Here is a 22,765-nt window from a genome sequence, read left to right on the forward strand (position 1 = left end):
CCAACCTCTCTCTCGAGGGAGAGGGGCCAACTCAATCCTGCTTCTTGCACGGATCGTCGCGGCCGATCAGGCGGCCCAGGCGCGAGCGCGGTTCGCACGGTGGCGGTGCCGGTTGCGCGGCCTTGGCCGCAGCCGCGGCGGCCGCCGCGCGCTGTTGCTGCAGCTGCGCCAGCTTGGCCTTGATCTGCGGCATCGCCGCCAGCGCGGCCTTTTCGCCTTCCAGGATCGCGGCGTTGCGCTGGGCGAAATCGGCGGCGCCGATGTCATTGACCTTGGGCCGGATCACGATGTCCGCGCGCGCCAGTTCCTGCTGGCCCAGGCGCTGGCCCATGATCGCGATCGACTGGTTGACGATGCCGAGCATGCCGGCCGGGTTCTTGCCGCTGGCCTTGCTGGAGATGTCCACCGCGACCACGAAGTCGGCGCCGAGCTGGCGCGCCGCGTCCACCGGTACCGGGCTGACCACGCCGCCGTCGACGTAGTGGAACTTGCCGATGGTGACCGGTTCGAACACGCCGGGGATGCTGCTGGAGGCGCGCACCGCCTGGCCGGCGTTGCCGCGCACGAACACGGTGCGCTCGCCGTCCTCCAGGCGCGTGGCCACCGCGGCGAAGGGCTTGCCGAGCTTCTCGATCGGGCGGCTCTTGAGCTGGGCGTTGACGTAGTCCTGCAGCGCCTGGCCCTGCACCAGGCCGCCGGAGAACAGGCGCATGTCGCGGATGCTGGTCTCGTCCAGCGCCACCGCCGCCTGTTGCATCTGGAACGCGTCCATGCCGCTGGCGTACAGCGCGCCGACCACGCTGCCGGCGCTGGTGCCGGACACCACCACCGGTTCCAGGCCATTGGCCTGCAGCATCTTGATCACGCCGATATGGGCAAAGCCCTTGGCCGCGCCGCCGCCCAGGGCGATGCCGATGCGCAGCGGCTTCGCCGCGGCGGCCGGTGCCGGTCCCGCGACCACCGGCGCCGGCGGTGCCGGCTTGGGGTCGCCGCCGCAGCCCGCGAGCAGGCCGAACAGGGACAGGGACAGGAGCAGGCGCGGGGAACGGAAGGCGGTCATGGAAGCTGTGTCGTGGAAGAAGGAGGGCGAAGCCGGCGCGAGCATACCGGGAACCGCCTGCACCGCCCACGACCGGAGGTCATGGAGCCGCCAGCCCCGGCGCGTCGCGCCCGGGCTGGCGAACGCCACGCCGCTGCGCGTGGTGGAACCACGCGGCTTGCGTAATGTGGTCATGGATGGAGCAGGCGGCGCGGCGCCTTGCGCCCACGTTCTGCGAGACGCTTCGCGACCTACGCTCACCCCGACCCCTCTCCTGAGGGGAGAGGAGCCAAGGCCCGGCTGCTTCCCTTCCCTATCCGGGCCATGGTCCGCTTTTCGGGAGGAACTGGTGCCCAGGGCCGGACGAAGGGCGCACGGCGCAGCGCGCGTCCCGCCAGCGCCGTCGCCACGACCGCGGCAATCGGCGGGCGCCTCAGAAGTTGTTGTCGCCGTCCAGGATGCGGCCCAGGCCGCCGAGCACCGAGCCTTCGCCGCGGTTCTGCCCGCCGCCCTGCGGCGCGGCGGCGAACATGCGCCCGGCCAGGCGCGAGAACGGCAGCGACTGCAGCCACACCTTGCCCGGGCCGGTCAGCGTGGCCAGGAACATGCCTTCGCCGCCGAAGAACATGCTCTTGATGCCGCTGACCGCGCGCACGTCCATGTCCACCGTGGAATGGAACGCGACCACGCAGCCGGTGTCCACGTCCAGGCGCTCGCCGGCGGCCAGCTCGCGCTCGACCACGCAGCCGCCGGCATGCACGAACACCCAGCCGTCGCCTTCCAGCTTCTGCATGATGAAGCCTTCGCCGCCGAACAGGCCGGTCATGATCTTGCGCTGGAAGTGGATGCCCAGCGAGACCCCGCGTGCGCCGGCCAGGAAGCTGTCCTTCTGGCAGATCAGGCGGCCGCCGTGCTGGTCCAGCTTCATCGCCAGCACCGTGCCCGGATACGGCGCGGCGAAGGCGACCTTGGCCTTGCCCTGGCCCTGGTGGGTGAACACGGTGGTGAACAGGCTCTCGCCGGTGACCAGGCGCTTGCCGGCCGAGAACAGCTTGCCCATCAGCCCGCCGCCCTGGCCGGCGCCGTCGCCGAACACGGTGTCCATCTGCACTGCGGCGTCCTTGAACATCAGCGCGCCGGCCTCGGCGACCGCGCTCTCGCCCGGGTCCAGCTCGATCTCCACGAACTGCATCTCGTGGCCGACGATGCGGTAGTCGATGTCGTCGGCGCGGCCGCCGCTGCCGGGCGGAGGCGGCAGGTCCGGCGGCAGGTCGGACGCGCCCGCGCCGCGCAGTTCGTCGATCTGGTTGGCCGGCTTCCAGCCGCTCTGGCCCTGGCGCCAGGCCAGCGCGGTGGGAGAGCGGCGTGCGAATGCGTGCGCCTCGGCGTCGTCCAGCGGACCGGAGCGGGTCTGCTCGGTGCCGGTCAGGAAGTACCACTGGGTCATGGCGAAGCTCCTCATGGGCAAAAAACCCGTCCGAGTCTAGCCCGTGCGCCGGGGACGTCCGCATCTGTCCAAAGGCATGGTGGCGGCTGACGCCGGCCGCCACGGCGACGTCGGCACGGCTTCGGATCGGTGCGCTCTCCCGCAACGCGACGTCGAGCGCGAGCGGGTGCCGCTGTCCGGTTGGCGGCACGCATTGCGGACATGGAGCGGCGAACAAGGTCGGCCGGCGAACACGGCGCCAATCGCGTGCCGCACCGCTGGAACGCGCACGCAATGGCAACCGGAGCTGTCGGCAGCGGGGGGGGCGAAGGCGCGTCGCGGCGGCAAGGCTGGGAACGCGTTGCTGCCCGACGGCACGGAGCCTGGCCAGGCCTGCCCCTGTGGCTGGGAAGGGGCGTGAGGGCCGCGGCTGTCCGTCGGCGGGATATCGGGCCGGCCAGGTGACTGCCTGCGAACGCGGCGGGCTCTGCCTGCTGGGCGCCATCCATACGGTCGGCCGCGGTCGATCGCAACGCAGCGCCAGGGTGCCTTCAACGACCGCTCGCGAGATCAACTGAAGACCCCCTCCGCTCCAGTGCGAATGCCGCAGCGCACAAAAAGAACTTCTTTTGAGGAGGCGTCTTAGATCGTTCCAAAAGGCGACGAACATCACATTTATCGGCCGTTTATCTCGCGTATGTTCGCCACCGGGGGATCGATGACACACGGCTGACATTTCGCATGTCGAGCGAACACGGCAATTCGGGGGATTCCATCCATCGCGTTGGACCGTTAGGCCTGATTTTCAACGTTCGGGGAGGCTACATGCAGCACTCAACATTCCATCGCAACGCCATGGCGAGTGCGCTCGCACTGGCTCTGTTTTCGCCGTCAACCGTGCTGGCCCAGGCGCAGGACGCGCCGCCGCCGCCCGCGGAGCGGACCGATCCGTCCGCCGCGGCCGGGACCAATGAAAAGGCGAGGACGCTCGATTCGGTCATGGTCACCGGTTCGCGCATCAAGCGCTCGGACGTCGAAGGCCCGGCGCCGGTGACGGTGATCACCGGCGCGCAGATCATGAAGGAAGGCTTCACCACGGTTTACGAAGCACTCGGCTCGCTCACCGAGGTCACCGGCAACGTGCAGAACGACTACGACTGGGGTCAGAGCTCGGTCAACGCCAGCCCGCTCAACCTGCGCAACCTCGGCCCCGGGCGCAGCCTGCTGCTGATCAACGGCCACCGCGTGGCCGATTATCCGATGCCGTACCAGGGCAAGAGCAACTTCGCCAACTACAACAACATCCCCACCGGCATCGTCGATCGCATCGAGGTGCTCTCCAGCGGCGCCTCGGCGATCTACGGCTCCGACGCGGTGGCCGGCGTGGTCAACGTCATCCTGAAGAAGGACATCGACGGCGACACCCTGCGCGCGCGCTACGGCACCACCACCGAGGGCGGCCGCGACGTGCGCGACGTCTCCTGGTCCGGTGGCCGGCACGGCGAGGACTGGAGCGTTGCCTATACGATGCAGTACTTCGACCGCAAGCCGTTGTGGTCGCACGAACGGCCCTTCATGGACGAGGAGTCCGATTCGCCGCGCCGCAACTGGACCTACGGTGGCGTGCAGCAGAATGCCGCGACGAATACGCCCCAGGCCGGCATCCGTCTGCTCGACGTGGCAAACAATCTACGGCTCAGGCCGCCGACCGGCGCCTGCGATCGGTTCGGCGGCGATTTCTACGAGCACAACCGCGTCCTGTACAACGATTTCAACGGCGCGCAGACCGATACCGGCTGGCAATGCGCCAATCGTTCCGTGTTCCAGCACTGGACCCTGCGCAATTCCAGCAAGGACCTCTCGCTCTATCTGTACGGCACCAAGCAGTTCGGCGACGTCGAAGCCTGGGCCACCTACGGGTACTGGGATTCGACCGGCAAGAGCAATACCTTCATGCCGGCCTGGGCCAGCCAGAACTACATCGATCGCGACAGTGGCCAGGAACGCAGCCTGCTGCGCTACTTCACACCCGGCGAGATCGGCGGCGAAGACCACGCGCTGACCAAGTCCAAGGAGAAGAACTGGGATTTCAGCGTCGGCCTGCGCGGCACCGTGTTCAGTGATCGCTTCGACTGGGAAGTGATGGCCGGCCGCGCCGAATACGAGATCAAGGAGCTTTTCCCGACCATCCACAACGGGCGGGCGGCGGAATTCTTCCTGGGGCCGTCGCTGGGCACCGATGCGGCCAGCGGCCTGGAAATCCATGCGCCCGACTACGACCGGCTCTGGAATCCGGTGTCCACCAGCGACTATGAAGGCGTGCGCGCGGTCGGCGACAAGAAGTCGCGCACTTGGCTCACCCAGGCGAATGCCGTACTCAGCGGCAATCTGTTCGAAGGGTGGGCCGGCCCGATCGGCTTTGCAGGCGTCCTGGAAGCTGCGGAGCAGGGCTACAAGCTGACGCCCGACCCCAACACCATGGGCCTCAATCCCGTGTATGAAACGCCCTTTGGCAATGTCGAGACCGGCGGCGGCGAACGCAAGCGCTATGCGGCGGGCGTGGAATTCAAGATCCCCTTGCTCAAGAGCCTGACGCTGTCGGCCGCCGGTCGCTACGACCGTTACGACGCCGTTGCCGACGATGCCGCCAACACCTACAACGTCGGCCTGGAGTGGCGCCCATTCTCCACCTTGCTGCTGCGTAGCAGCTACGCCACCAGCTTCCGCGCACCGGACATGCACTACGTCTATGCCGATCCCAGCGAAAGCGTGGCCGACCAGGTCGACTACCTGACCTGCTTGAGGGATCCCAACCGCCAGACCAGCAACTGCCCCGGCGGCGATGGCGATCCGTACCACATCGACAATCCGCTGATCGCCCGGCAGGGTTCGCAGGACCTGCTGTACGAAACCGGTGACTCGCTCACCTACGGCTTCGTCTGGGACGCGTTCGAAGGCTTCTCGGTCAGCGCCGACTACTGGCGGATCAACATCGAGGATGCCATCGACGACGTCGGTGCCGACCAGGTGTTGCTGGACGAGGCCTACTGCATCACGGGGCAGCAGCCCGCCGACAAGCCGGCCCGGACGCCGCCCAGCCAGGCGCTGTGCGACCTGCAGCTGAGCCGCGTGACGCGCGACGCCAACGGCGTGGTCACCCGCGTGGAGATCGGCCCGATCAACCGCGCCAGGCAAAGCGTGAGCGGCGTCGACGTGGCGTCCCGTTACAGCCTGCAGACCGATCACTGGGGGAATTTCGAGTTCGCGCTGAACTACACCCGACAGCTGACCTACAAGATTGCGCAGTTCCCGGGCGATCTCTTCGAAAACACCCGCGACCAGGACCGGCAGATACGCTATCGCGGGCGCGCCAGCGCGACCTGGAACCTGGATCCCTGGACCGCGGTGCTCTACGTGGATTGGACGGCGGGCACCCGCAGCGACCGTTTCGCTGGCTGCACCGCGCTGCCCAACGGCTTCCGTCCGGATGTGGCCACCGACTGCACGGATCTGCGCACGAACGCGGCAGGCGAGCGCAGCATCAGCTACGGGCAGCAGAGCGAACTGGTGAAGTACTACAACCAGGACAGGATCTACTGGAACGCCAGCCTCGGCTACCAGGCCTCGGACGCGTTGCGCCTGAACCTCTACGTCAACAACATCCTCGACGATCACTATCAGGACAAGTGGTGCGGCGGGTTCGCCTACTGCGTGGCCAACCCGGTGGGCCGCGAAGTGGCTGCGGAGGTCGTTTACCGGTTTGATTGATGCAGGTTGCTGCAGCAGCAGTACATGTGACGAGCCCGGCTTAGCCGGGCTCGTCGTTTGCGGTGTGGCAGCGGATCCGGCGGCAGGTCGGTGCTGGCCGCCGGTCGCAGTGCGTCGATCTGCTGCATCGGCATCCAGCCGCTCCAGTCCTGGTGCACACAGGTCGCGGGGCGGGATTGCGGTACGCGAACGCGCGCGCCTCGATCGTCCGGCGGCCGGAGCGAGTCTGCCCAGTGCCGGCCTGGCCATACCGCTGGGGCATGTCTGCAGGTCCCTGGCGGAAATCCGCGACGTGCCCAGCCGGCCGTCGCGGTCGCTTCGCGGCCGTCCAAAGGCAGGGGTGCGCGCTGTTCGCCCAATGCCTCCCGTAGAAGCAGCTTCAGTGTCGACGCAACGAAGCAGGGCGCCCCCGGCGAAAAGCGTCGCGGCTGAAGCCGCTCCTACACAAGAGCGTGCCTGGCTCGGCGCAAGCGGCATGCACGCTTTTTGTAGGAGCGGCTTCAGCCGCGACCGATCACTACCGCAGCGATACCGCCCTACAGCGCGCTCGCCGGCCGAACCTGCAGCGTCTCGGCTTCCGCAGCGCAATCCTTGGCGGGCCTCAGGCCTTGCGCGCGCGCGGCGGCGATCTCCTTGCGCGCGCCCTCCAGGTCGGCGCGGAACTGCGGGTTGTCCTGCAGCCTGGCCACGGTCGCCGCGCCGACGATGCGGCTGGCCAGCACGTCGCTCTGCCAGTGCACGTTGCAGACGATGCGGCTTTCGCCATAGCTGCGGCCGCGCGCCATCAGCGCATCGGTGCGCGCTGGGTCGGCCTCGCTGAGCACCTGCGCCCAGGCCCAGCCGATGGAGGTGTGGCCGGATGGGTAGGAACCGTTCGGGCGCAGCTCGGCCTCGTCGGCGGGCGTGCAGCTGGGTTCGCCGTTGTCCATGAACGGGCGCGGCACGTGGTAGTAGGCCTTGGCCTTCTCGGCGGCGTCGCCGGCGTCTTCGGCCACGCGCTGCAGCAGCCGGTACAGGTGCGGGGTGCGCTGGGCGCCGATCTCGATGCCGAGCGGGCAGCTGAAGTGGTTGGCCGCGCCGGGGAAGTGCAGTTCCGCGTCCTGCGCGGCCAGCGCGAAGCGCGGGGTACCGCGCATCGCCCGCGCTTCCTGGTTCACCGCCTCGTCCAGCGCGCGCCCGGGCGAGCCCTTGGCCGGCGGCGGCGGCACCAGCAGCAGGCTGTCGGGCAATTGCGCCGGGCTCAGGTAACCGCTGACCTTGGCCTCGGCCATCGGCGTGGACGCCGGCGCGGCAGGCGGCTCGGCCTGCAGCAGGGCCGGCGCGGCGATCGCGGCGGCCAGCGCCAGGCCGAGACCGGCGAGCACGGGGAAACGGGAGGAACGACGAACCATGGCGAAAATCCACTGCGGGGGAAAGCGGCCATCTGAAGGCGCGAATGTGACAGCGCGTGGCGCCGTTGCGATCGCTGTACAGCTGGCGTCAGGCAAACGCCGATGCGGTCTGTGCCAGTGCCGGCCGCGGGCGCGTGGCGGCGGTGCGCGTGGCGTGGCCGAGCCTCGAACCTGACCCCTCTTGCGAAGCAGACCCCGGCTTGGAGCGCGCACGCTCCGCGGCCGAACCGGTGCCGGGGCGCGACGCTGGTCGCGCCTTCCCGCCAGGCTGATTACCGGTGAGTGCCGGTGGCGTCTGCGGATGGCGCAGAGGGGCCGGATCCTGCCGGCGGCCTGCTACAGGGCGCTGGCGGGACGCACCTGCAGCGTCTGCGCCTGCGCCGCGCAGTCCTCGCCGGGCGTGGCGCCCTGCGCGCGTGCATGTGCGATCTCGCCGCGCGCCGCCTCCAGGTCGGCGCGGAACGCCGGATCGGCGTGCAACCGCGCCACCGCGGCCGCGCCCAGGAAGCGGCCGGCCAGCACGTCGCTCTGCCAGTGCACGTTGCACACCAGCCGGCTCTCGCCGTAGTTGCGGCCGCGGGCGATCAGGACATCGGCGCGGTCGGGCGCGATCTCGCCGAGGATCAGCGCCCAGGCCCAGCCGATCGCGCTGTGCCCGGACGGGTAGGAGCCGTTGCGGCGCAGCCCGTCCTCGTCGTCCGGGGTACAGGTCGGCTGCTGGTTGCGCATGAACGGGCGCGGCCGCCGGTAGTGGTTCTTGGCCGCCTTGGTCGCGGCGCTGGCGTCGATGCGGCTGCGTTCCAGCAAGGTGTACAGGTGCGGGGTGCGCTGCGCGTCGATGGCCACGCCCAGCGCGCAGGCGAACTGGCCGGCGCCGGCGGGGAAGCTCAGGTCGGCGTCGCGCGCGGCCTGCCGCCAGCGCGCGCTGCCGCGCAGCGCCAGCGCTTCGCGGTTGACCGCCAGGTCCAGTGCCTCGCCAGGCGTGCCCTCGGCCGGTGGCGGCGGCACCAGCTGCAGGCTGGCCGGGACCGCGGCAGGGGCGAGGTAGCCGATGGCCTTGTCCGGCTCCGCCGCGGCCATCGCCTGTTCCTGCGCGGGCCTCGGCGCGCGCGCCGCTGGCGTGCTGCAGGCGGCGAGCGCGGCCGCGAGCAGGGCAGGCGCAGCGAGACGGAAGCGGAAGGCAGGGAACGCGGACATGCGGTCTCGGGCGGCGACGACGGGTCGGCCAGTGTACGGCCGGCGCTGCGGCGCGGCAGGCGGCCTTGCGCAGGTCGAGGGGCGGCGATCTGTGGGAGCGACTTCGGTCGCGACGGGCTTTACCGGCAATGCGTCGCGACTGAAGTCGCTCCCACAAAAAGCCCACGTCACTTGTGAACAGCTGGACTCATTCTCCAGCAAGGCCTAGTCCGGCCAGATGCTGCATACCGACAGCCGCCGTCGCGCCGCGCAGCGGCAGTCACGTCCTCGGTAGAGGCCTCAGCCCTCGTCGCGCTCCTGCCGGGGCGGGAAGCGCAGCACCACGCCGCGTGGCGCCGGCGGCGGTTGCCACAGCACCGGCACCTGCGCCGGCGGCGGCGGTTCCAGTTCGTCGTCCAGCGCCGCCAGCGTTTCTTCGTCCTCGTCCTCCCAGCTGTAGCGCTTGCGCGGCGGCAGCGGGTCGCGGTGGCGCAGCAGCAGCGCGGCGACCGCGCCGCCCACGGCGCCGCCCAGATGCGACTGCCAGGACACGCCGGCCTCGTGCGGCAGCACCGTCACCAGCATGCCGCCGTAGAACAGGAACGCGATCATGCTGGCGGCGATCGCGGCGCGGTCGCGGCGCAGCAGCGCCAGCACGAACACCAGGAACAGCAACCCGTGGGTGACGCCGCTGGCGCCCAGATGGTGGCTGCCGGGTTCGCCCAGCAGCCATGCGCCCAGGCCCGAGCCCAGCCACAGCAACGGCAGCGCCGCCACGGTGGCCCGCGGATACACGCTGCCGGCCAGCGTGCCCAGGATCAGCAGCGCGCCGGCGTTGGCGGCCAGATGCTCCAGCGACCCGTGCAGCAGCGGCGCGGTCAGCACGCCGAGCAGGCCGCTGACCTGCTGCGGCCCCACCGACCACGGCCGCCAGTCGAACAGGCCCTGGCTGGCGAACACCGCCACCAGCACCGCGATCAGCGCGAGGCTGGCGTTGAAGGCGCGCAGGATCCGGGCGCGGTCGAAGCGGTCCTGCGCCTGGACATCGTCGGCGGGCGGGGGCGGGGAGAGCGAGGAAGAGGTGTCCATGGTCCCTGGATGGCGACGCCCGCCGCCCAGGGCAAGGCGCCGCCGGTGGGAGGGACTGGCCGCGGCCGCGGGACAATCCGCGGCGTGCGGCCAGCCCCGCGCCTCAATGCGCCGGCTTGGCCGGGCGCAGCAGGCTCAGCGCCACCGTCGCGCCGATCACCAGCGCCACCGCCGCCAGCGACACCAGCACCGGGATCTTGTACAGGTCGATGATCAGCATCTTGGTGCCGATGAACACCAGCACGATCGCCAGCCCGTACGGCAGCAGGTGGAAGCGGTCGGCCATGCCCGCCAGCAGGAAGAACATCGCGCGCAGGCCCAGCACCGCGAACACGTTGGAGGTCAGCACCAGGAACGGGTCGGTGGTGATCGCGAAGATCGCCGGGATGCTGTCCACCGCGAAGATCACGTCGGTGATGGCGATCAGCATCAGCACCGCGAACAGCGGGGTGAACCAGCGCTTGCCCTGCTGGGTCACGCTCAGCGCGTTGCCGTGGTACTGCGGGGTCAGGCGCAGGTGCTTGCGCATGAAGCGCAGCACCGGGTTGGCCTCCAGGTCCGGCTCCTTGCCCGCCGAGAACCACATCTTGATGCCGGTCAGCAGCAGGAACGCGCCGAACACGTACAGCAGCCAGTGGAACTTGGTCAGCAGCACCGAGCCGGCGAAGATCATGACCGCGCGCAGCACGATCGCGCCGAGCACGCCGATCACCAGCACGCGCTGGCGCTGCTCCTCCGGCACCGCGAAGTAGCTCATGATCATCAGGAACACGAAGATGTTGTCGACCGCCAGCGACTTCTCCACCAGGTAGCCGGTCAGGAACTCCAGCGCGTACTGGTTGCCGGTGGCCACGTCGATGGTCTCGCGCAGGTACCACCACAGGCCGGCGTTGAACGCCAGCGCCAGGCCGATCCAGCCCAGGCTCCACCACAGCGCTTCCTTGAAGGTGACCTTGTGCGGACCGCCGTGGCGCATCAGCACCAGATCCGCCAGCAGCGCCGCGATCACCACGATCGCGAAACCGCTCCACAACCACACGTTGCCTATCGTTTGCATGGGGAATTCCCGTCAGTGAAGGTTGAACCTCGGGCCGTGGCGGCGAGGCGTCCTGGACGGAAACGATGGGTCGTTGCCAGAGGAATGCCTTCGCCACTGCGGCGAAGGTCTCGCTCGCAGCCGGTGTCCTGGCTGCCGTTGCACCGGAGCCTGCGGGCTCGAATTGACGGCGACAACGTCGGGAGCTACTCCCCTTCTGCGCCCATTCTTGCGGCTGGCGGCGGTGGCGTCAATCCGGGCGGATACAATGGCGTTCATGAATACCCCCCTGCCCGTAGTCCGCCTCAAGAACGCCTGGCGCTCCAGCCATCCGTGGATCTTCCAGAAACTGGTCGAAAAGCCCGCCGCCAAGCCCAAGCCGGGCTCCCTCGTCGACGTGGTCGGCGTGGACGGCGAATGGATCGGCCGCGGTTTCTACAACGGCCATTCGCGCATCGCCGTGCGCATCCTCGAGATCGACCCGGCGGTCGCGGTCGACGAAGCCTGGTTCGCGCGCAAGATCGCCGAGGCGGTGTCGCTGCGCCGCGACGTGCTGAAGCTGGACGCGGTGTCCGACGCCTGGCGCGTGGTGCATGCCGAGGGCGACGGCCTGTCCGGGCTGGTGGTGGACCGCTACGGCGACCTGCTGGTGGTGGAGTTCTTCAGCGCCGGCATGTTCCGCTACCGCGACTGGATCTACGCCGCGCTGCGCACGCAGTTTCCCGGCGCGCGCTTCTACAGTTTCGCCGAGGAGCACGTGCAGAAGCAGGAGAGCTTCGACTACCGCCCGGTGTCCAGCAGCGGCGAGCGCCCGGAGCCGGCGATCATCAGTGAATACGGCGTGCGCTTCCGCGCCGACCCGGCCGGCGCGCACAAGACCGGCTTCTTCGCCGACCAGCGCGAGAACCGGCAGTGGCTGAGCCAGCAGGTGGCCGGCAAGCGCGTGCTCGACCTGTGCTGCAACACCGGCGGCTTCGCCGTCTACGCCAAGGTGCGCGGCGCCGAGGAAGTGGTCGGCGTGGACATCGACGAGGACGTGATCGAGATCGCCAAGGGCAACGCCAAGCTCAACGACGTGCGCCTGAAGTTCGTGCAGGCCGACATCTTCCCGTACCTGCGCGACGCGGCCGTGCGCGGCGACCGTTACGACGTGGTGATCCTGGACCCGGCCAAGATGACCCGCGACCGCGACCAGGTGATCCCGGCGCTGAAGAAGTACCTGGACATGAACAAGCTGGCGCTGGGCGTGGTCGCGCCCGGCGGCCTGTTCGCCACGTTCTCCTGCACCGGCCTGGTCGCCGAGCACGAGTTCCTGGACATGCTGCGCCGCGCCGCCTATTTCTCCGGCCGCAGCATCCAGATCCTGAAGGTGGCCGGGGCCGGCGCCGACCACCCGTTCATGGCCCACGTGCAGGAATCGCGCTATCTGAAAGCGGTGTTCTGCCGCGTGCTGAACTGAGCCGCCGCTGCGCGCGGCGCTTGCCGCGCGCAGCAAGAATGTTGCCGCGCGACCGCGTGCCGGTCTGCCGGCGTGCCATGCGGCCGTGCATGAAAGCGCTTCCAGGCATGCCGCCGCCGTCACCACGCAGCGGATGCATGCCCGGCGCATGCAGGCCGTGCCGCAATGCCTCGCGCCGGGTCGCGCCCCATCCATTTGTCTACATCAGCGTGCCGCGCAACGTGGCAGCGTCGACATGGCCTGCGCCCGGGTCCGTGCCTCGCGGCGACACGCGCCACCAATCCATCCACAGCGGGCCACGCGCCGCTTGCGCAACGCTGCCAGCTGGTAACGCTTACATCGGGGCCTGCATCCCAGCGAATGTCTGCGTGACGTAGCTTTGTTGCGCCGCACGGTGACAAACGCCGGCACACGGGATTAGGTTTGCGCGGTCGGGTGATAGCGCTATCACGATCAGCCAGGTGTTGATGCCGTGGCCATCGCATCGCCCGCTGCGGCGGCAGCGCCGCAGGGAAGTTGCTTCGAGTTGAATACCGGCATTGGCGGTAGCGGGCGGCTCGGTCGGCGCCCGGGTCGGAAGCGGGCGCGCGATGGCGCACCCGGCGCCCTTCGGGGGGAAGGCGCGATTCATCCATCGATCGAGAGGCAAGGGGAATCACATGCAGGCATGCAGCGATGCATGTCACGTACCAGGGACAGCTTCGGCGCGGGCAACCGCCGCGCCGGACGCCGCAGACGGCGTTGCCCGTCCGACTCCAGCACCGAGGACATTCTGATGCGTCAGCAGTTGAAGAAGTTCCGCTCCAAGGCCATGTTCACCTTCGTCGGCGGGGTGCTGGTGATCAATCCGGCGTTCGCCCAGCAGGCGCCGCAGACCCAGGCCCAGGCCCAGACGAGCCAGCAGCAGTCCTCGGCAGACGCCACCACGCTGGATACGGTCAGCGTCACCGGCATCCGCAACAGCCTCAACCAGTCGATGGGCATCAAGCGCGACAACGCCGGCGTGGTCGATGCGATCAGCGCCGAGGACATCGGCAAGTTCCCCGACACCAACCTGGCCGAGTCGCTGCAGCGCATCACCGGCATCTCGATCGAACGCCGCGACGGCGAAGGCGCGCAGGTCACCGCGCGCGGCTTCGGCCCGCAGTTCAATGCGGTCACCCTCAACGGCCGCGTGATCCCCGGCGCCGACGCGTTCGGCGCGCCGGGCGCGGTGCCGATCGGCGGCGTGGACGGCGGCACCCGCGCGTTCAACTTCGCCCAGCTCGCGTCCGAGTCGATCACCGGCCTGGAGGTGTACAAGACCAGCCGCGCCAACGCGCCCAGCGGCGGCATCGGCGCCACCATCAACATCCTCACCGACCGCCCGTTCAACCACAAAGGCCTGGTGGCCAGTGCCGGCGCCAAGGCCGCGTACGACGAATCGCAGCCGTTCGACGACAAGATCACCCCGGAGGTGTCCGGCATCTTCAGCTACACCAACCCGGACAAGACCTGGGGCATCGGCCTGAGCGGCAGCTACCAGAAGCGCCGCGGCGGCTCGGTGCAGGCGACCGAGAACGGCTGGAACATCCAGCGCTGGACCGGCACCGATCCGGCGCTGCGCCCGGACGCCGTCGTGCAGAACGCGCCGGCGATCGGCCAGCTCTACGGCATGCCCAACGACCTGCGCTACGCCTTCGCCGACTTCGAGCGCGAGCGGCTCAACGGCCAGGCGGTGGTGCAGTTCGCGCCGACCGATGCCCTGACCCTGACCCTGGACTACACCTACTCCAGCAACGAGATCCGCGAGGACCGCGGCGAGCAGGGCATCTGGCTGCAGCGCGCCAACAGCTTCACCGACCTGGTGTTCGACACCGGCCAGGCGGTGGCCACGCCGGTGTACCTGCGCGACGTGCCCAACGGCGCCAAGGACTTCGGCATGGAACAGCAGCGCAACATGCAGAAGTACAAGCTCGGCTCGCTCGGCTTCAACGCCGATTGGCAGGCCACCGACCGCCTGCGCCTGACCTTCGACGCGCACAACTCCAAGACCCAGAGCCTGCCCAACGATCCGGTCACCGGCGGCAGCGCCACCTATTTCAGCTATGCCGGCACCAACAACTGCACCGGCGGCACGCAGTGCGGCGGGCAGTGGGCACAGGAACTGTATTTCAACAACAGCCTGCCGATCGGCGCGCGCACCTGGTACCCGACCGCGGCCGACTCCGTCGCCGGGACCAACGGCCTGCTCAACCAGGACTTCTCCCCGGCCGAAATCGGCTCGCAGGTGCTGCGCATCTACTACCAGAGCCAGGTGACGGAGGTGAAGGAAGGGCGCGTGGACGGCCAGTTCGACTTCGACAATGGCCGCTTCCAGTTCGGCGTGGACAGTGCCAAGACCACGATGCGCCGGCGCATCAGCGATACCTATTCGGCGCTGGGCGACTGGAGCGTGGCCAACGCCGGCAACGAGCCGGGCATGATCGCGTTGCTGCAGCCGGTCGGCATCACCGGCATGTTCGACGACTTCAACGCCTCCGGCGCCGCGCCGGGTGCCTGGCGCGGCAATGCCGACCAGCTGGCGCAATGGGCGGGCGAAACCTATGGCGCGACCACGCGCTACAACCCGCAGTACAGCTCCGACAACGAGGTCGAGGAGAAGACCCGCGCCGCCTACATGCAACTGGAGTTCGATGGCGAACTCGGCGGCATGACCACCAATACCCGCATCGGCGTGCGCTATGAGAAGACCGACGTGGTCTCCACCTCGCAGGTGGCCACGCCGACCGCATTGCAGTGGCAGGCCAACAACGACTTCCAGCTGCTGCGCTCCACCGAGCTGCAGCCGTTCAGCGAAAAGCACAGCTACAGCCACATCCTGCCGAACCTGGATTTCAGCATCAACCTCACCGACACGCTGAAGGCCCGGGCTTCGTTCGGGCAGAGCATCGCGCGGGCGCCGTACACCAACATGATCGCCGGGCCGACCCCGGGCACGCCGTCCGGCTCGATCCTGATCAACCCCTCCACCCGCGCGTCCGGCAGCGCGGAGAACCCGAGCCTGGATCCGCTGGAATCGAACAACCTGGACCTGGCGCTGGAGTGGTACTTCGCCGACGCCAGCTATGTGTCGCTGACGTTCTGGGACAAGCGCGTGTCCAACTTCATCGGCACCAGCGTCACCCGCGAAAACCTGTACGGCCTGACCGACCCGACCTCCGGACCGGACGCGCAGGCGGCGCTGGCGTTCCTGCAGAGCGGGGCCTGCGCCGCGCAGGTCGGCGCCGCCGGCAACGACGTGGCGGCGGCGTGTTCGGCCAACGACACCTCGCTGTTCTCGGCGATGGCGCTGCTGCGCAACGCTGCGGCCACCGGCGGGCTGGGCGCCTACAACGGCAGCTCGGCGCAGACCCTGGCGCTGGAGAACGCCTACGACCTGGTCGGCGAAGCCGACGATCCGCTGTACGAGTTCGACGTGTCGCGTCCGATCAACCAGAACAAGGCCAAGATCCACGGCTGGGAATTGGGCGGTCAGTACTTCCTGGGCGATACCGGCCTCGGCGTCTACGCCAACTACACCGTGGTCAAGGGCGACGTGGGCTACGACAACACCGTGCTGGACCGCGACCAGTTCGCGCTGCTCGGCCTCAGCGACACCGCCAACGTCATGCTGATGTACGAGAAGTACGGCTGGAGCGCGCGCCTGGCCTGGAACTGGCGCGACGAATACCTGATCGCGGCCAACCAGAACGGCTCCAGCCGCAACCCGTACTACGTCGAGCCGTACCGGCAGCTGGACCTGAGCGTCAGCTACGCGATCACCGACAACCTGTCGGTGGGCTTCGAGGCGATCAACATCACCGCCGAGGACGTGCGCTGGCACGGGCGCTCGGAGAAGCAGGTGATCAAGGTGATCGACCAGAGCCCGCGCTACACGCTGGGGGTGCGCTACAACTTCTGAGCCCGGCAGGCCGCGCGCGGCGGCGGCCGCGTGCGGCAACGGCAGGTGCGCCGCACCGCGTCTTGCGGGCGCGGCGCTTTGCTGCAATGGTCGCGTGGCGCGGCGCCTGCCGGATTCGCCACCGACCCGCTGGAGGACAGATGGCCCGATACGAACTGCTCAACAACGTCGCCCACCAAGACCTGCGCGTGATCCTGCGCTTCGGTCCGGAGTTCGGCGACGCCACCGGCGTGGTCCAGGCGTTCCCGACCGAATTCGCCGAGCTGCAGCGCGAATACCCGATCCTGCTGCGCAAGGACCCGGACACCGGCGCCTTCCAGTCGGTGGCGCTGCTGGGCTTCGAGCAGCAGGAAAACCTGTTCCTGCAGGGCGCGCACTGGAACGCGGCGTACCTGCCCGGCATCGTCGCCAAGGGGCCGTTCCTGATCGGGTTCCAGGAACGGCACGAGGGCGGCGAACTGCGCCGCGAACCGGTGATCCACGTCGACCTGGACCACCCGCGGGTCAGCTTCGGCGAGGGCGAGCGGGTGTTCCTGCCGCAAGGCGGGCACAGCCCGTACCTGGAGCACATCATCACCGTGCTGCGCGGCATCCGCGACGGCGTGGAAGGCGGCAACGCCATGTTCGCCGCGTTCGACGCGCTGGGCCTGATCCAGCCGCTGCGCATCGACGTGCAGCTCGGGCAGGCGCACAACGTGCACCTGGCCGGCCTGTACGGCATCGATCGCGAACGGCTGGCCGCGCTGGATGCGCCGTCGCTGCACGGGTTGCACCGCGCCGGCTACCTGGAAGGGGCCTACCTGCTGCTGGCCTCGCTGCACAACATGCGCCGGCTGATGGCTGAGAAGCAGCGCCGCCTGCAGCACCTGGACGCCGCCGCGGCCACCGCCGGGCAGGCCGCCTGAGCGGCATGGCGGCGGTGGCGGCGATCGCCGAGCGCAGCGACTGCCGGCCCGGCGCATTGCCGCTGGCCGACCTGCTCGCTGCCGGCGAGCCGGTGGTGCTGCGCGGGCTGGTGCGCGACTGGACGCTGGTCCAGGCCGGGCTGCGCGGCACGGGCCAGGCGATGGACCTGCTGCGCAGGCACGACAACGGCCGCGCGCTGCACTATTCCTACGGCGCGCCGGAGATCGCCGGGCGGCCGTTCTACGACGACACCTTCACCGCGCTCAATTTCGAGGTGCGGCGCGGCGACCTGCCCGGCCTGCTGGACGCGATCGCCGCGCACCTGGACGATCCGCGGCCGCCGGCCTACTACCTGGCCTCGCTGCCGGTGGACGACAGTCTGCCCGGGCTGCGCGCCGGCAACGACGTGGACTTCGCCGCGCACGGCGTGCAGACCCGGCCGAGCATCTGGATCGGCAACCGCATCACCGCGTCCTGCCACTACGACGCGCCGAACAACCTGGCCTGCTGCGCGGTCGGCCGGCGCCGCTTCACGGTGTTTCCGCCGGAGCAGATCGGCAATCTCTATCCCGGTCCGCTGGAGCCGACCCCGGGCGGGCAGGCGATCAGCGTGGTCGACTTCGACGCGCCCGACTTCGCGCGCCATCCGCGCTTCCGCGAGGCGCTGGCGCATGCCCGCAGCGCGGTGCTGGAACCGGGCGATGCGCTGTTCCTGCCCGCCATGTGGTGGCACCACGTGCAAGGGCTGGAGGCGTTCAACGTGCTGGTCAACTACTGGTGGAGCAGCGCCCCGGCCTGGCTGGCGGCGCCGCTGCCGGCGCTGTACCACGCGATGTGGGCGCTGCGCGACCGCCCGCAGGCGGAGAAGGCGGCCTGGCGCGAGGTGTTCGAGTACTACGTGTTCGGGCCGTCCGAACGCGCCGGCGAACACCTGCCGGCGCCGGCGCGGCAGCTGCTCGGGCCGATCGACGACACGCGCGCGCGGCAGCTGCGCGCGATGCTGCTGGCCAAGCTCAACCGCTGACCACACGCCGGGTCCCGCGCGCGCCGGCGTGCGCGCCCAACATTCACGACTGCAGGAGAGACGACGCAATGGGCCAGATACGCAAGGTGGTGATCGCAGGCGGCGGCACGGCGGGCTGGATCGCCGCCTGCGCGCTGTCGCACCAGTTCCGCGGCCTGCTGGACATCACCCTGATCGAATCCGAGCAGATCGGCACGGTCGGCGTCGGCGAATCCACGGTGCCGCCGATCCGCAGCTTCCACCGCTTCGTGCAGATCGACGAGCAGGAGTTCCTGCGCGCCGTGGCCGGCACCTTCAAGCTCTCCATTTCGTTCGAGAACTGGCCGCGGCATGGCGAGCGCTACATCCACCCGTTCGGCCTCACCGGGCAGAGCACCCTGGTCTGCGCGTTCCACCATTTCTGGCTGGAAGCGCGGCGCCGCGGGATGGGGTCCGAACTGGGCGACTACTGCCTGGAAACCGTGGCCTCGCGCGTGGACCGCTTCGCGCTGCAACAGTCGCCGCCGGTCAACTACGCCTACCACCTCGACGCCGGGCTGTACGCGCGCCTGCTGCGCAGCCATGCCGAGCGCTACGGGCTCAAGCGCGTGGAAGGCAAGATCCAGCAGGTGCGGCAGCACGCCGAAAGCGGCTTCGTGGAGGCACTGCTGCTGGAAGACGGCACGCTGGTCGAAGGCGACCTGTTCATCGACTGCACCGGGTTCCGCGGCCTGCTGATCGAGCAGACGTTGCACAGCGGCTACGAGGACTGGAATCAGTGGCTGCCGTGCGATCGCGCGGTGGCGGTGCAGACCGAGGCGGTGGCGGCGCCGGTGCCGTACACCCGCGCCATCGCCCATGCCGCCGGCTGGCGCTGGCACATCCCGTTGCAGCACCGGGTCGGCTGCGGGCTGGTGTTCTCCAGTGCGCACATGTCCGACGACGAGGCGCGCGCCAAGCTGCTGCACGACGCCGCCGCGCCGCCGATCAAGGATCCATGGCTGGTGCCGTTCCGCAGCGGCCGCCGGCTCAAGGCCTGGAACAAGAACGTGGTCGCGTTGGGCCTGGCCAGCGGCTTCATCGAGCCGCTGGAATCCACCAGCATCCACCTGACCATCGCCGCGGTGATGCGGCTGATCACCCTGTTCCCGACCGACGGCATCGCCCCGTCGATGGCGGACCTCTACAACGACGTCAGCCGCGCCGAGATGGAACACGTGCGCGACTTCATCATCCTGCATTACCACGCCAACCAGCGCGACGAACCGATGTGGCGGGCCTGCCGCGAGATGGCGCTGCCCGAGTCGCTGCAGCAGCGGCTGCGTGCCTGGCGCGAGCGCGCGCATGCCTGGCAGGGCAGCGACGAACTGTTCCGGGTGGATTCGTGGATCCACGTGCTGCTCGGCCAGGGCATCGTGCCGGCGCAGCACCACCTGCTGGCGCGCGCGCTGCCGGACCAGGAGCTGCGGCGCTTCCTCGACGCGATCCGCCAGCCCATCGACCGCGCGGTGGCGCAGATGCCGTCGCAGGAGGCGTTCATCGCCGGCTACTGCCAGGCCGGGCCGGAGGTGTGGGCGGGACGCACGCCCGCCAGGGCGGCGGCGCCGGCATGACGCGGCGTGCGGCCTGCGTCGGCCTGCGGCCGCTGGCGCGGCGTGCACGCCGCATGCGCACGGCCGACCGCATCCCCCGAATCCGCGCGGCCTGACCCGGCAGGGCGGCAAGCGTCGCCGTCCCGATATGCGTCCCTGCCCGCGTGGCATGGCCCGGCGGACGCGGCATGGCCATCACATGGCTATCATCGGGACGCCGCCCTTTCGAGAACCCGCGCATGACGCTGCACACCCTGTGTCTTTCCGTGTCGCTGGCGCTGGCCGCGGCGCTGCCGGCGCACGCCGTCGACTTCAGCAAGGCGGAACTGGCGCGCGCCACCGCGCTGCAGCAGCGGCTGCTGACCCTGGATTCGCACCTGGACACGCCGGCCAACTTCGAGCGCGGCGACTTCGACATCATGACCGCGCATGCCGGCAACCGGCTGGCGCAGGTGGACTATCCGCGCATGGTCGCCGGCGCGCTGGACGGCGGCTTCTGGGCGATCTACACCGACCAGGGCGACCGCAGCGCGCAGGCGCACCTGCACGATCGCGACGCCGGGCTGCAACGGTTGATGGCGATCCACGCGCTGCTCGCGGCGCACCCGCAGCAGTTCGGCCTGGCCACCACGCCGGCCGACGCGGCGCGGCTCAAGGCCGCCGGCAAGCGCGTGGTGTACCTGAGCATGGAGAACGCCAGCCCGCTGGTCGCCGATCCGACGCTGCTGCGCTTCTACCACGCGCAGGGCCTGCGGCTGATGGGCACCGCGCATTTCCTCAACAACGAGTTCGCCGATTCGGCCACCGACCCGAAGGGGCCGGAATGGCACGGCCTGAGCCCGGCCGGCCGCGAACTGGTGCGGCAGGCGCAGACGCTGGGCATCGTCATCGACCAGTCGCACGCCTCCGATGCGGTGTTCGACCAGCTGATCGCGCTGTCGCCGGTGCCGATCCTGCTCTCGCACAGCGGCGCGCGCGCGCTGCACGACCATCCGCGCAACATCGACGATGCGCGGCTGAAGGTGCTGGCCGCGCACGGCGGGGTGATCCAGCTCAATTCCTACGGCGGCTACCTGATCGACAACGGCGCCAGCCCCGAGCGCAAGGCCGCCGAGCAGGCGCTGCTCGCCAGATACGGCGGCTGGGAGCACCTGCAGTTGGCCGACGGGCTCAAGCTCGGCGAGGAGATAAAGGCGCTGGACGCCAGGTATCCGGTGCGGCAGGCGACGCTGGACGATTTCTTCGCGCACCTGGAGCACGTGCTGGCGCTGGTCGGCCCCGAGCACGTGGGCATCGGCATGGACTGGGACGGCGGCGGCGGCGTGGCCGGCATGGAGGACGTCGCCGACCTGCCCAAGATCACCGCCTGGCTGTTGCGCAAGGGCTACAGCGAGCGGCAGATCGCCGCGATCTGGGGCGGCAACGTGTTGCGGGTGATGCAGCAGGCGCAGGACTGGGCGGCGGCGCAGGCGCGCGCCGGAGCGCCCTGAAGGCCGCTGGGTGCAGGCCGCCTGGCGCCATGGCGTTGCGTCGTCGCGCCGCTGCCACCGCGTCTGGCCTGGCGCCGGCCGGCGGCCGAAGAACCATCCCGGCCATCGAACGGCGCAGTGCGGCATGCGCTGAACCGGCGGCACGGCATCGGCTAGCATCGGGGCGGCCATGAAGATCGTCATCGCACCGGATTCGTTCAAGGAAAGCCTGTCCGCGCTGGAGGCGGCCACGCAGATCGAGGCGGGGTTTCGCGAGGTGTTCCCGGCGTGGACCTACGTCAAGGTGCCGGTCGCCGACGGCGGCGAAGGCACGGTCGCGGCGCTGGTCGCGGCCACCGGCGGGCGCGTCGTCGGCCGCACCGTCAGCGGGCCGCTGGGCGCGCCGGTCGAGGCCTTCTTCGGCCTCGCCGGCGATGGCCGCACCGCCGTCGTCGAGATGGCCGCGGCGAGCGGGCTGGCGCTGCTGCCGCGGGCACGGCGCGACCCGCTCGCCGCCACCAGCTACGGTGTCGGCGAGCTGATCCTGGCGGCGCTGGACGCCGGCGCGCGGCGCATCGTGGTCGGCCTCGGCGGCAGCGCCAGCAACGATGGCGGTGCCGGCATGGCGCAGGCCCTGGGCGTGCGCCTGCTCGATGCGCAGGGCCATGCGCTCGCCGCCCGCCTCGGCGGCGGCGCGCTGGCGGCGCTGGCGCGGATCGATGCGAGCGGCCTGGATCCGCGCCTGCGGCACTGCGCGATCGAGGTCGCCTGCGATGTCGATACCCCGCTGACCGGGCCCGCCGGCGCCTCGGCGGTGTTCGGCCCGCAGAAGGGCGCCACGCCGGCGCTGGTCGCGCAGCTCGACGCCAACCTGCGCCATTACGCCACGGTGATCGAAGCCGACTTGGGCATCGCGGTCGCCGACGTGCGCGGCGGCGGGGCCGGCGGCGGCCTGGGCGCGGCGCTGGTCGCGTTCCTGGGCGCGCGGCTGCGCCCGGGCGCGGACCTGGTCGCCGACGCGCTGGGGCTGGAGGCGTTGGTGGCCGGCGCCGACCTGGTAATCACCGGCGAGGGCCGCCTCGACGGCCAGAGCGCGCACGGCAAGGCGCCGCTCGGCGTGGCCCGGGTCGCCAGGCGCCACGGCAAGCCGGTGATCGCGATCGCCGGCGGGCTGGGCGCCGGTGCGGCGTCGCTGCATGCGCATGGCGTCGCTGCGATGTTCGGCGCGGTGCAGCGCGCCTGCACGCTGGAGCAGGCGCTGGCCGAGGCGGCGGCGAACCTGCGCATGGCCGCCCGGAACGTGGCCGAGGCGATCCGGATCGGCCGCGACCTGGGGAACTGAGCGGCGCGCAAGCGCATGGCCGCCCCAGGCCGATGCGCGGGGCGGCGCCTGCCCTGCCTGCGCAGGACATCGGCCACGGCCCGATGCGCAATAGCTCCGCTGTGGCGCATCGCCGCCGAGCAGGCA

At 70.0% G+C, this 22,765-nt stretch carries 14 protein-coding genes; 8 read left to right on the forward strand and 6 right to left on the reverse strand.

The window, feature by feature from the left end:
* Positions 1-31: 31 nt before the first annotated feature.
* The gene (locus OCJ37_RS00445; protein ID WP_263111693.1) at positions 32-1,060 is read right to left on the reverse strand and encodes a patatin-like phospholipase family protein; all 1,029 of its coding nucleotides are present in this window, start codon (positions 1,058-1,060) and stop codon (positions 32-34) included.
* 412 nt (positions 1,061-1,472) lie between these two features.
* A complete protein-coding gene (locus OCJ37_RS00450) occupies positions 1,473-2,486 on the reverse strand; it encodes a TIGR00266 family protein (RefSeq protein ID WP_263111694.1) in 1,014 nt (337 codons plus the stop codon).
* A gap of 720 nt (positions 2,487-3,206) precedes the next feature.
* Between OCJ37_RS00450 and OCJ37_RS00455 the strand changes: the two genes are divergently transcribed.
* Positions 3,207-6,233, forward strand: a complete 3,027-nt coding sequence (locus tag OCJ37_RS00455; protein ID WP_263111695.1) for a TonB-dependent receptor plug domain-containing protein — start codon at positions 3,207-3,209, stop codon at positions 6,231-6,233.
* 536 nt (positions 6,234-6,769) lie between these two features.
* Here OCJ37_RS00455 and OCJ37_RS00460 read toward each other — a convergent pair.
* The 4 genes from OCJ37_RS00460 to OCJ37_RS00475 all read right to left on the reverse strand — a co-directional run bounded on the left by OCJ37_RS00460 (position 6,770) and on the right by OCJ37_RS00475 (position 10,946).
* Complete coding sequence (locus OCJ37_RS00460; protein WP_263111696.1) at positions 6,770-7,624, reverse strand: acid phosphatase; 855 nt, start codon at positions 7,622-7,624, stop codon at positions 6,770-6,772.
* 336 nt (positions 7,625-7,960) lie between these two features.
* Positions 7,961-8,821 carry an acid phosphatase gene (locus tag OCJ37_RS00465; RefSeq protein WP_263111697.1) on the reverse strand — a complete coding sequence of 287 codons (861 nt, stop codon included), beginning with the start codon at positions 8,819-8,821 and terminating at the stop codon, positions 7,961-7,963.
* Positions 8,822-9,100: 279 nt separating this feature from the next.
* Positions 9,101-9,889: a rhomboid family intramembrane serine protease gene (locus OCJ37_RS00470; protein WP_263111698.1), complete on the reverse strand. Its 789-nt coding sequence runs from the start codon at positions 9,887-9,889 to the stop codon at positions 9,101-9,103.
* Between the two features lie 103 nt (positions 9,890-9,992).
* Positions 9,993-10,946 (reverse strand): TerC family protein, encoded by a 954-nt coding sequence (locus tag OCJ37_RS00475; RefSeq protein WP_263111699.1) that lies wholly within the window; start codon positions 10,944-10,946, stop codon positions 9,993-9,995.
* Positions 10,947-11,202: 256 nt separating this feature from the next.
* Between OCJ37_RS00475 and OCJ37_RS00480 the strand changes: the two genes are divergently transcribed.
* The 7 genes from OCJ37_RS00480 (at position 11,203) to OCJ37_RS00510 (ending at position 22,639) form a co-directional block, all read left to right on the forward strand.
* Positions 11,203-12,384 carry a class I SAM-dependent rRNA methyltransferase gene (locus tag OCJ37_RS00480; protein WP_263111700.1) on the forward strand — a complete coding sequence of 394 codons (1,182 nt, stop codon included), beginning with the start codon at positions 11,203-11,205 and terminating at the stop codon, positions 12,382-12,384.
* 775 nt (positions 12,385-13,159) lie between these two features.
* A complete protein-coding gene (locus tag OCJ37_RS00485; RefSeq protein ID WP_263111701.1) occupies positions 13,160-16,327 on the forward strand; it encodes a TonB-dependent receptor in 3,168 nt (1,055 codons plus the stop codon).
* A gap of 140 nt (positions 16,328-16,467) precedes the next feature.
* A complete protein-coding gene (locus OCJ37_RS00490; protein ID WP_263111703.1) occupies positions 16,468-17,232 on the forward strand; it encodes a SapC family protein in 765 nt (254 codons plus the stop codon).
* Positions 17,233-17,237: 5 nt separating this feature from the next.
* Positions 17,238-18,257, forward strand: a complete 1,020-nt coding sequence (locus tag OCJ37_RS00495) for a cupin-like domain-containing protein (protein ID WP_263111704.1) — start codon at positions 17,238-17,240, stop codon at positions 18,255-18,257.
* A 68-nt stretch (positions 18,258-18,325) separates the two neighbouring features.
* Positions 18,326-19,849: a tryptophan halogenase family protein gene (locus OCJ37_RS00500; protein WP_263111705.1), complete on the forward strand. Its 1,524-nt coding sequence runs from the start codon at positions 18,326-18,328 to the stop codon at positions 19,847-19,849.
* Between the two features lie 218 nt (positions 19,850-20,067).
* A complete protein-coding gene (locus OCJ37_RS00505) occupies positions 20,068-21,318 on the forward strand; it encodes a dipeptidase (protein ID WP_263111706.1) in 1,251 nt (416 codons plus the stop codon).
* 169 nt (positions 21,319-21,487) lie between these two features.
* Positions 21,488-22,639, forward strand: a complete 1,152-nt coding sequence (locus tag OCJ37_RS00510) for a glycerate kinase (protein ID WP_263111707.1) — start codon at positions 21,488-21,490, stop codon at positions 22,637-22,639.
* The last annotated feature ends 126 nt before the right edge of the window (positions 22,640-22,765 follow it).

The organism is Xanthomonas sp. AM6 (assembly GCF_025665335.1).
In the GTDB taxonomy this organism is placed as follows: Bacteria; Pseudomonadota; Gammaproteobacteria; order Xanthomonadales; family Xanthomonadaceae; genus Xanthomonas_A.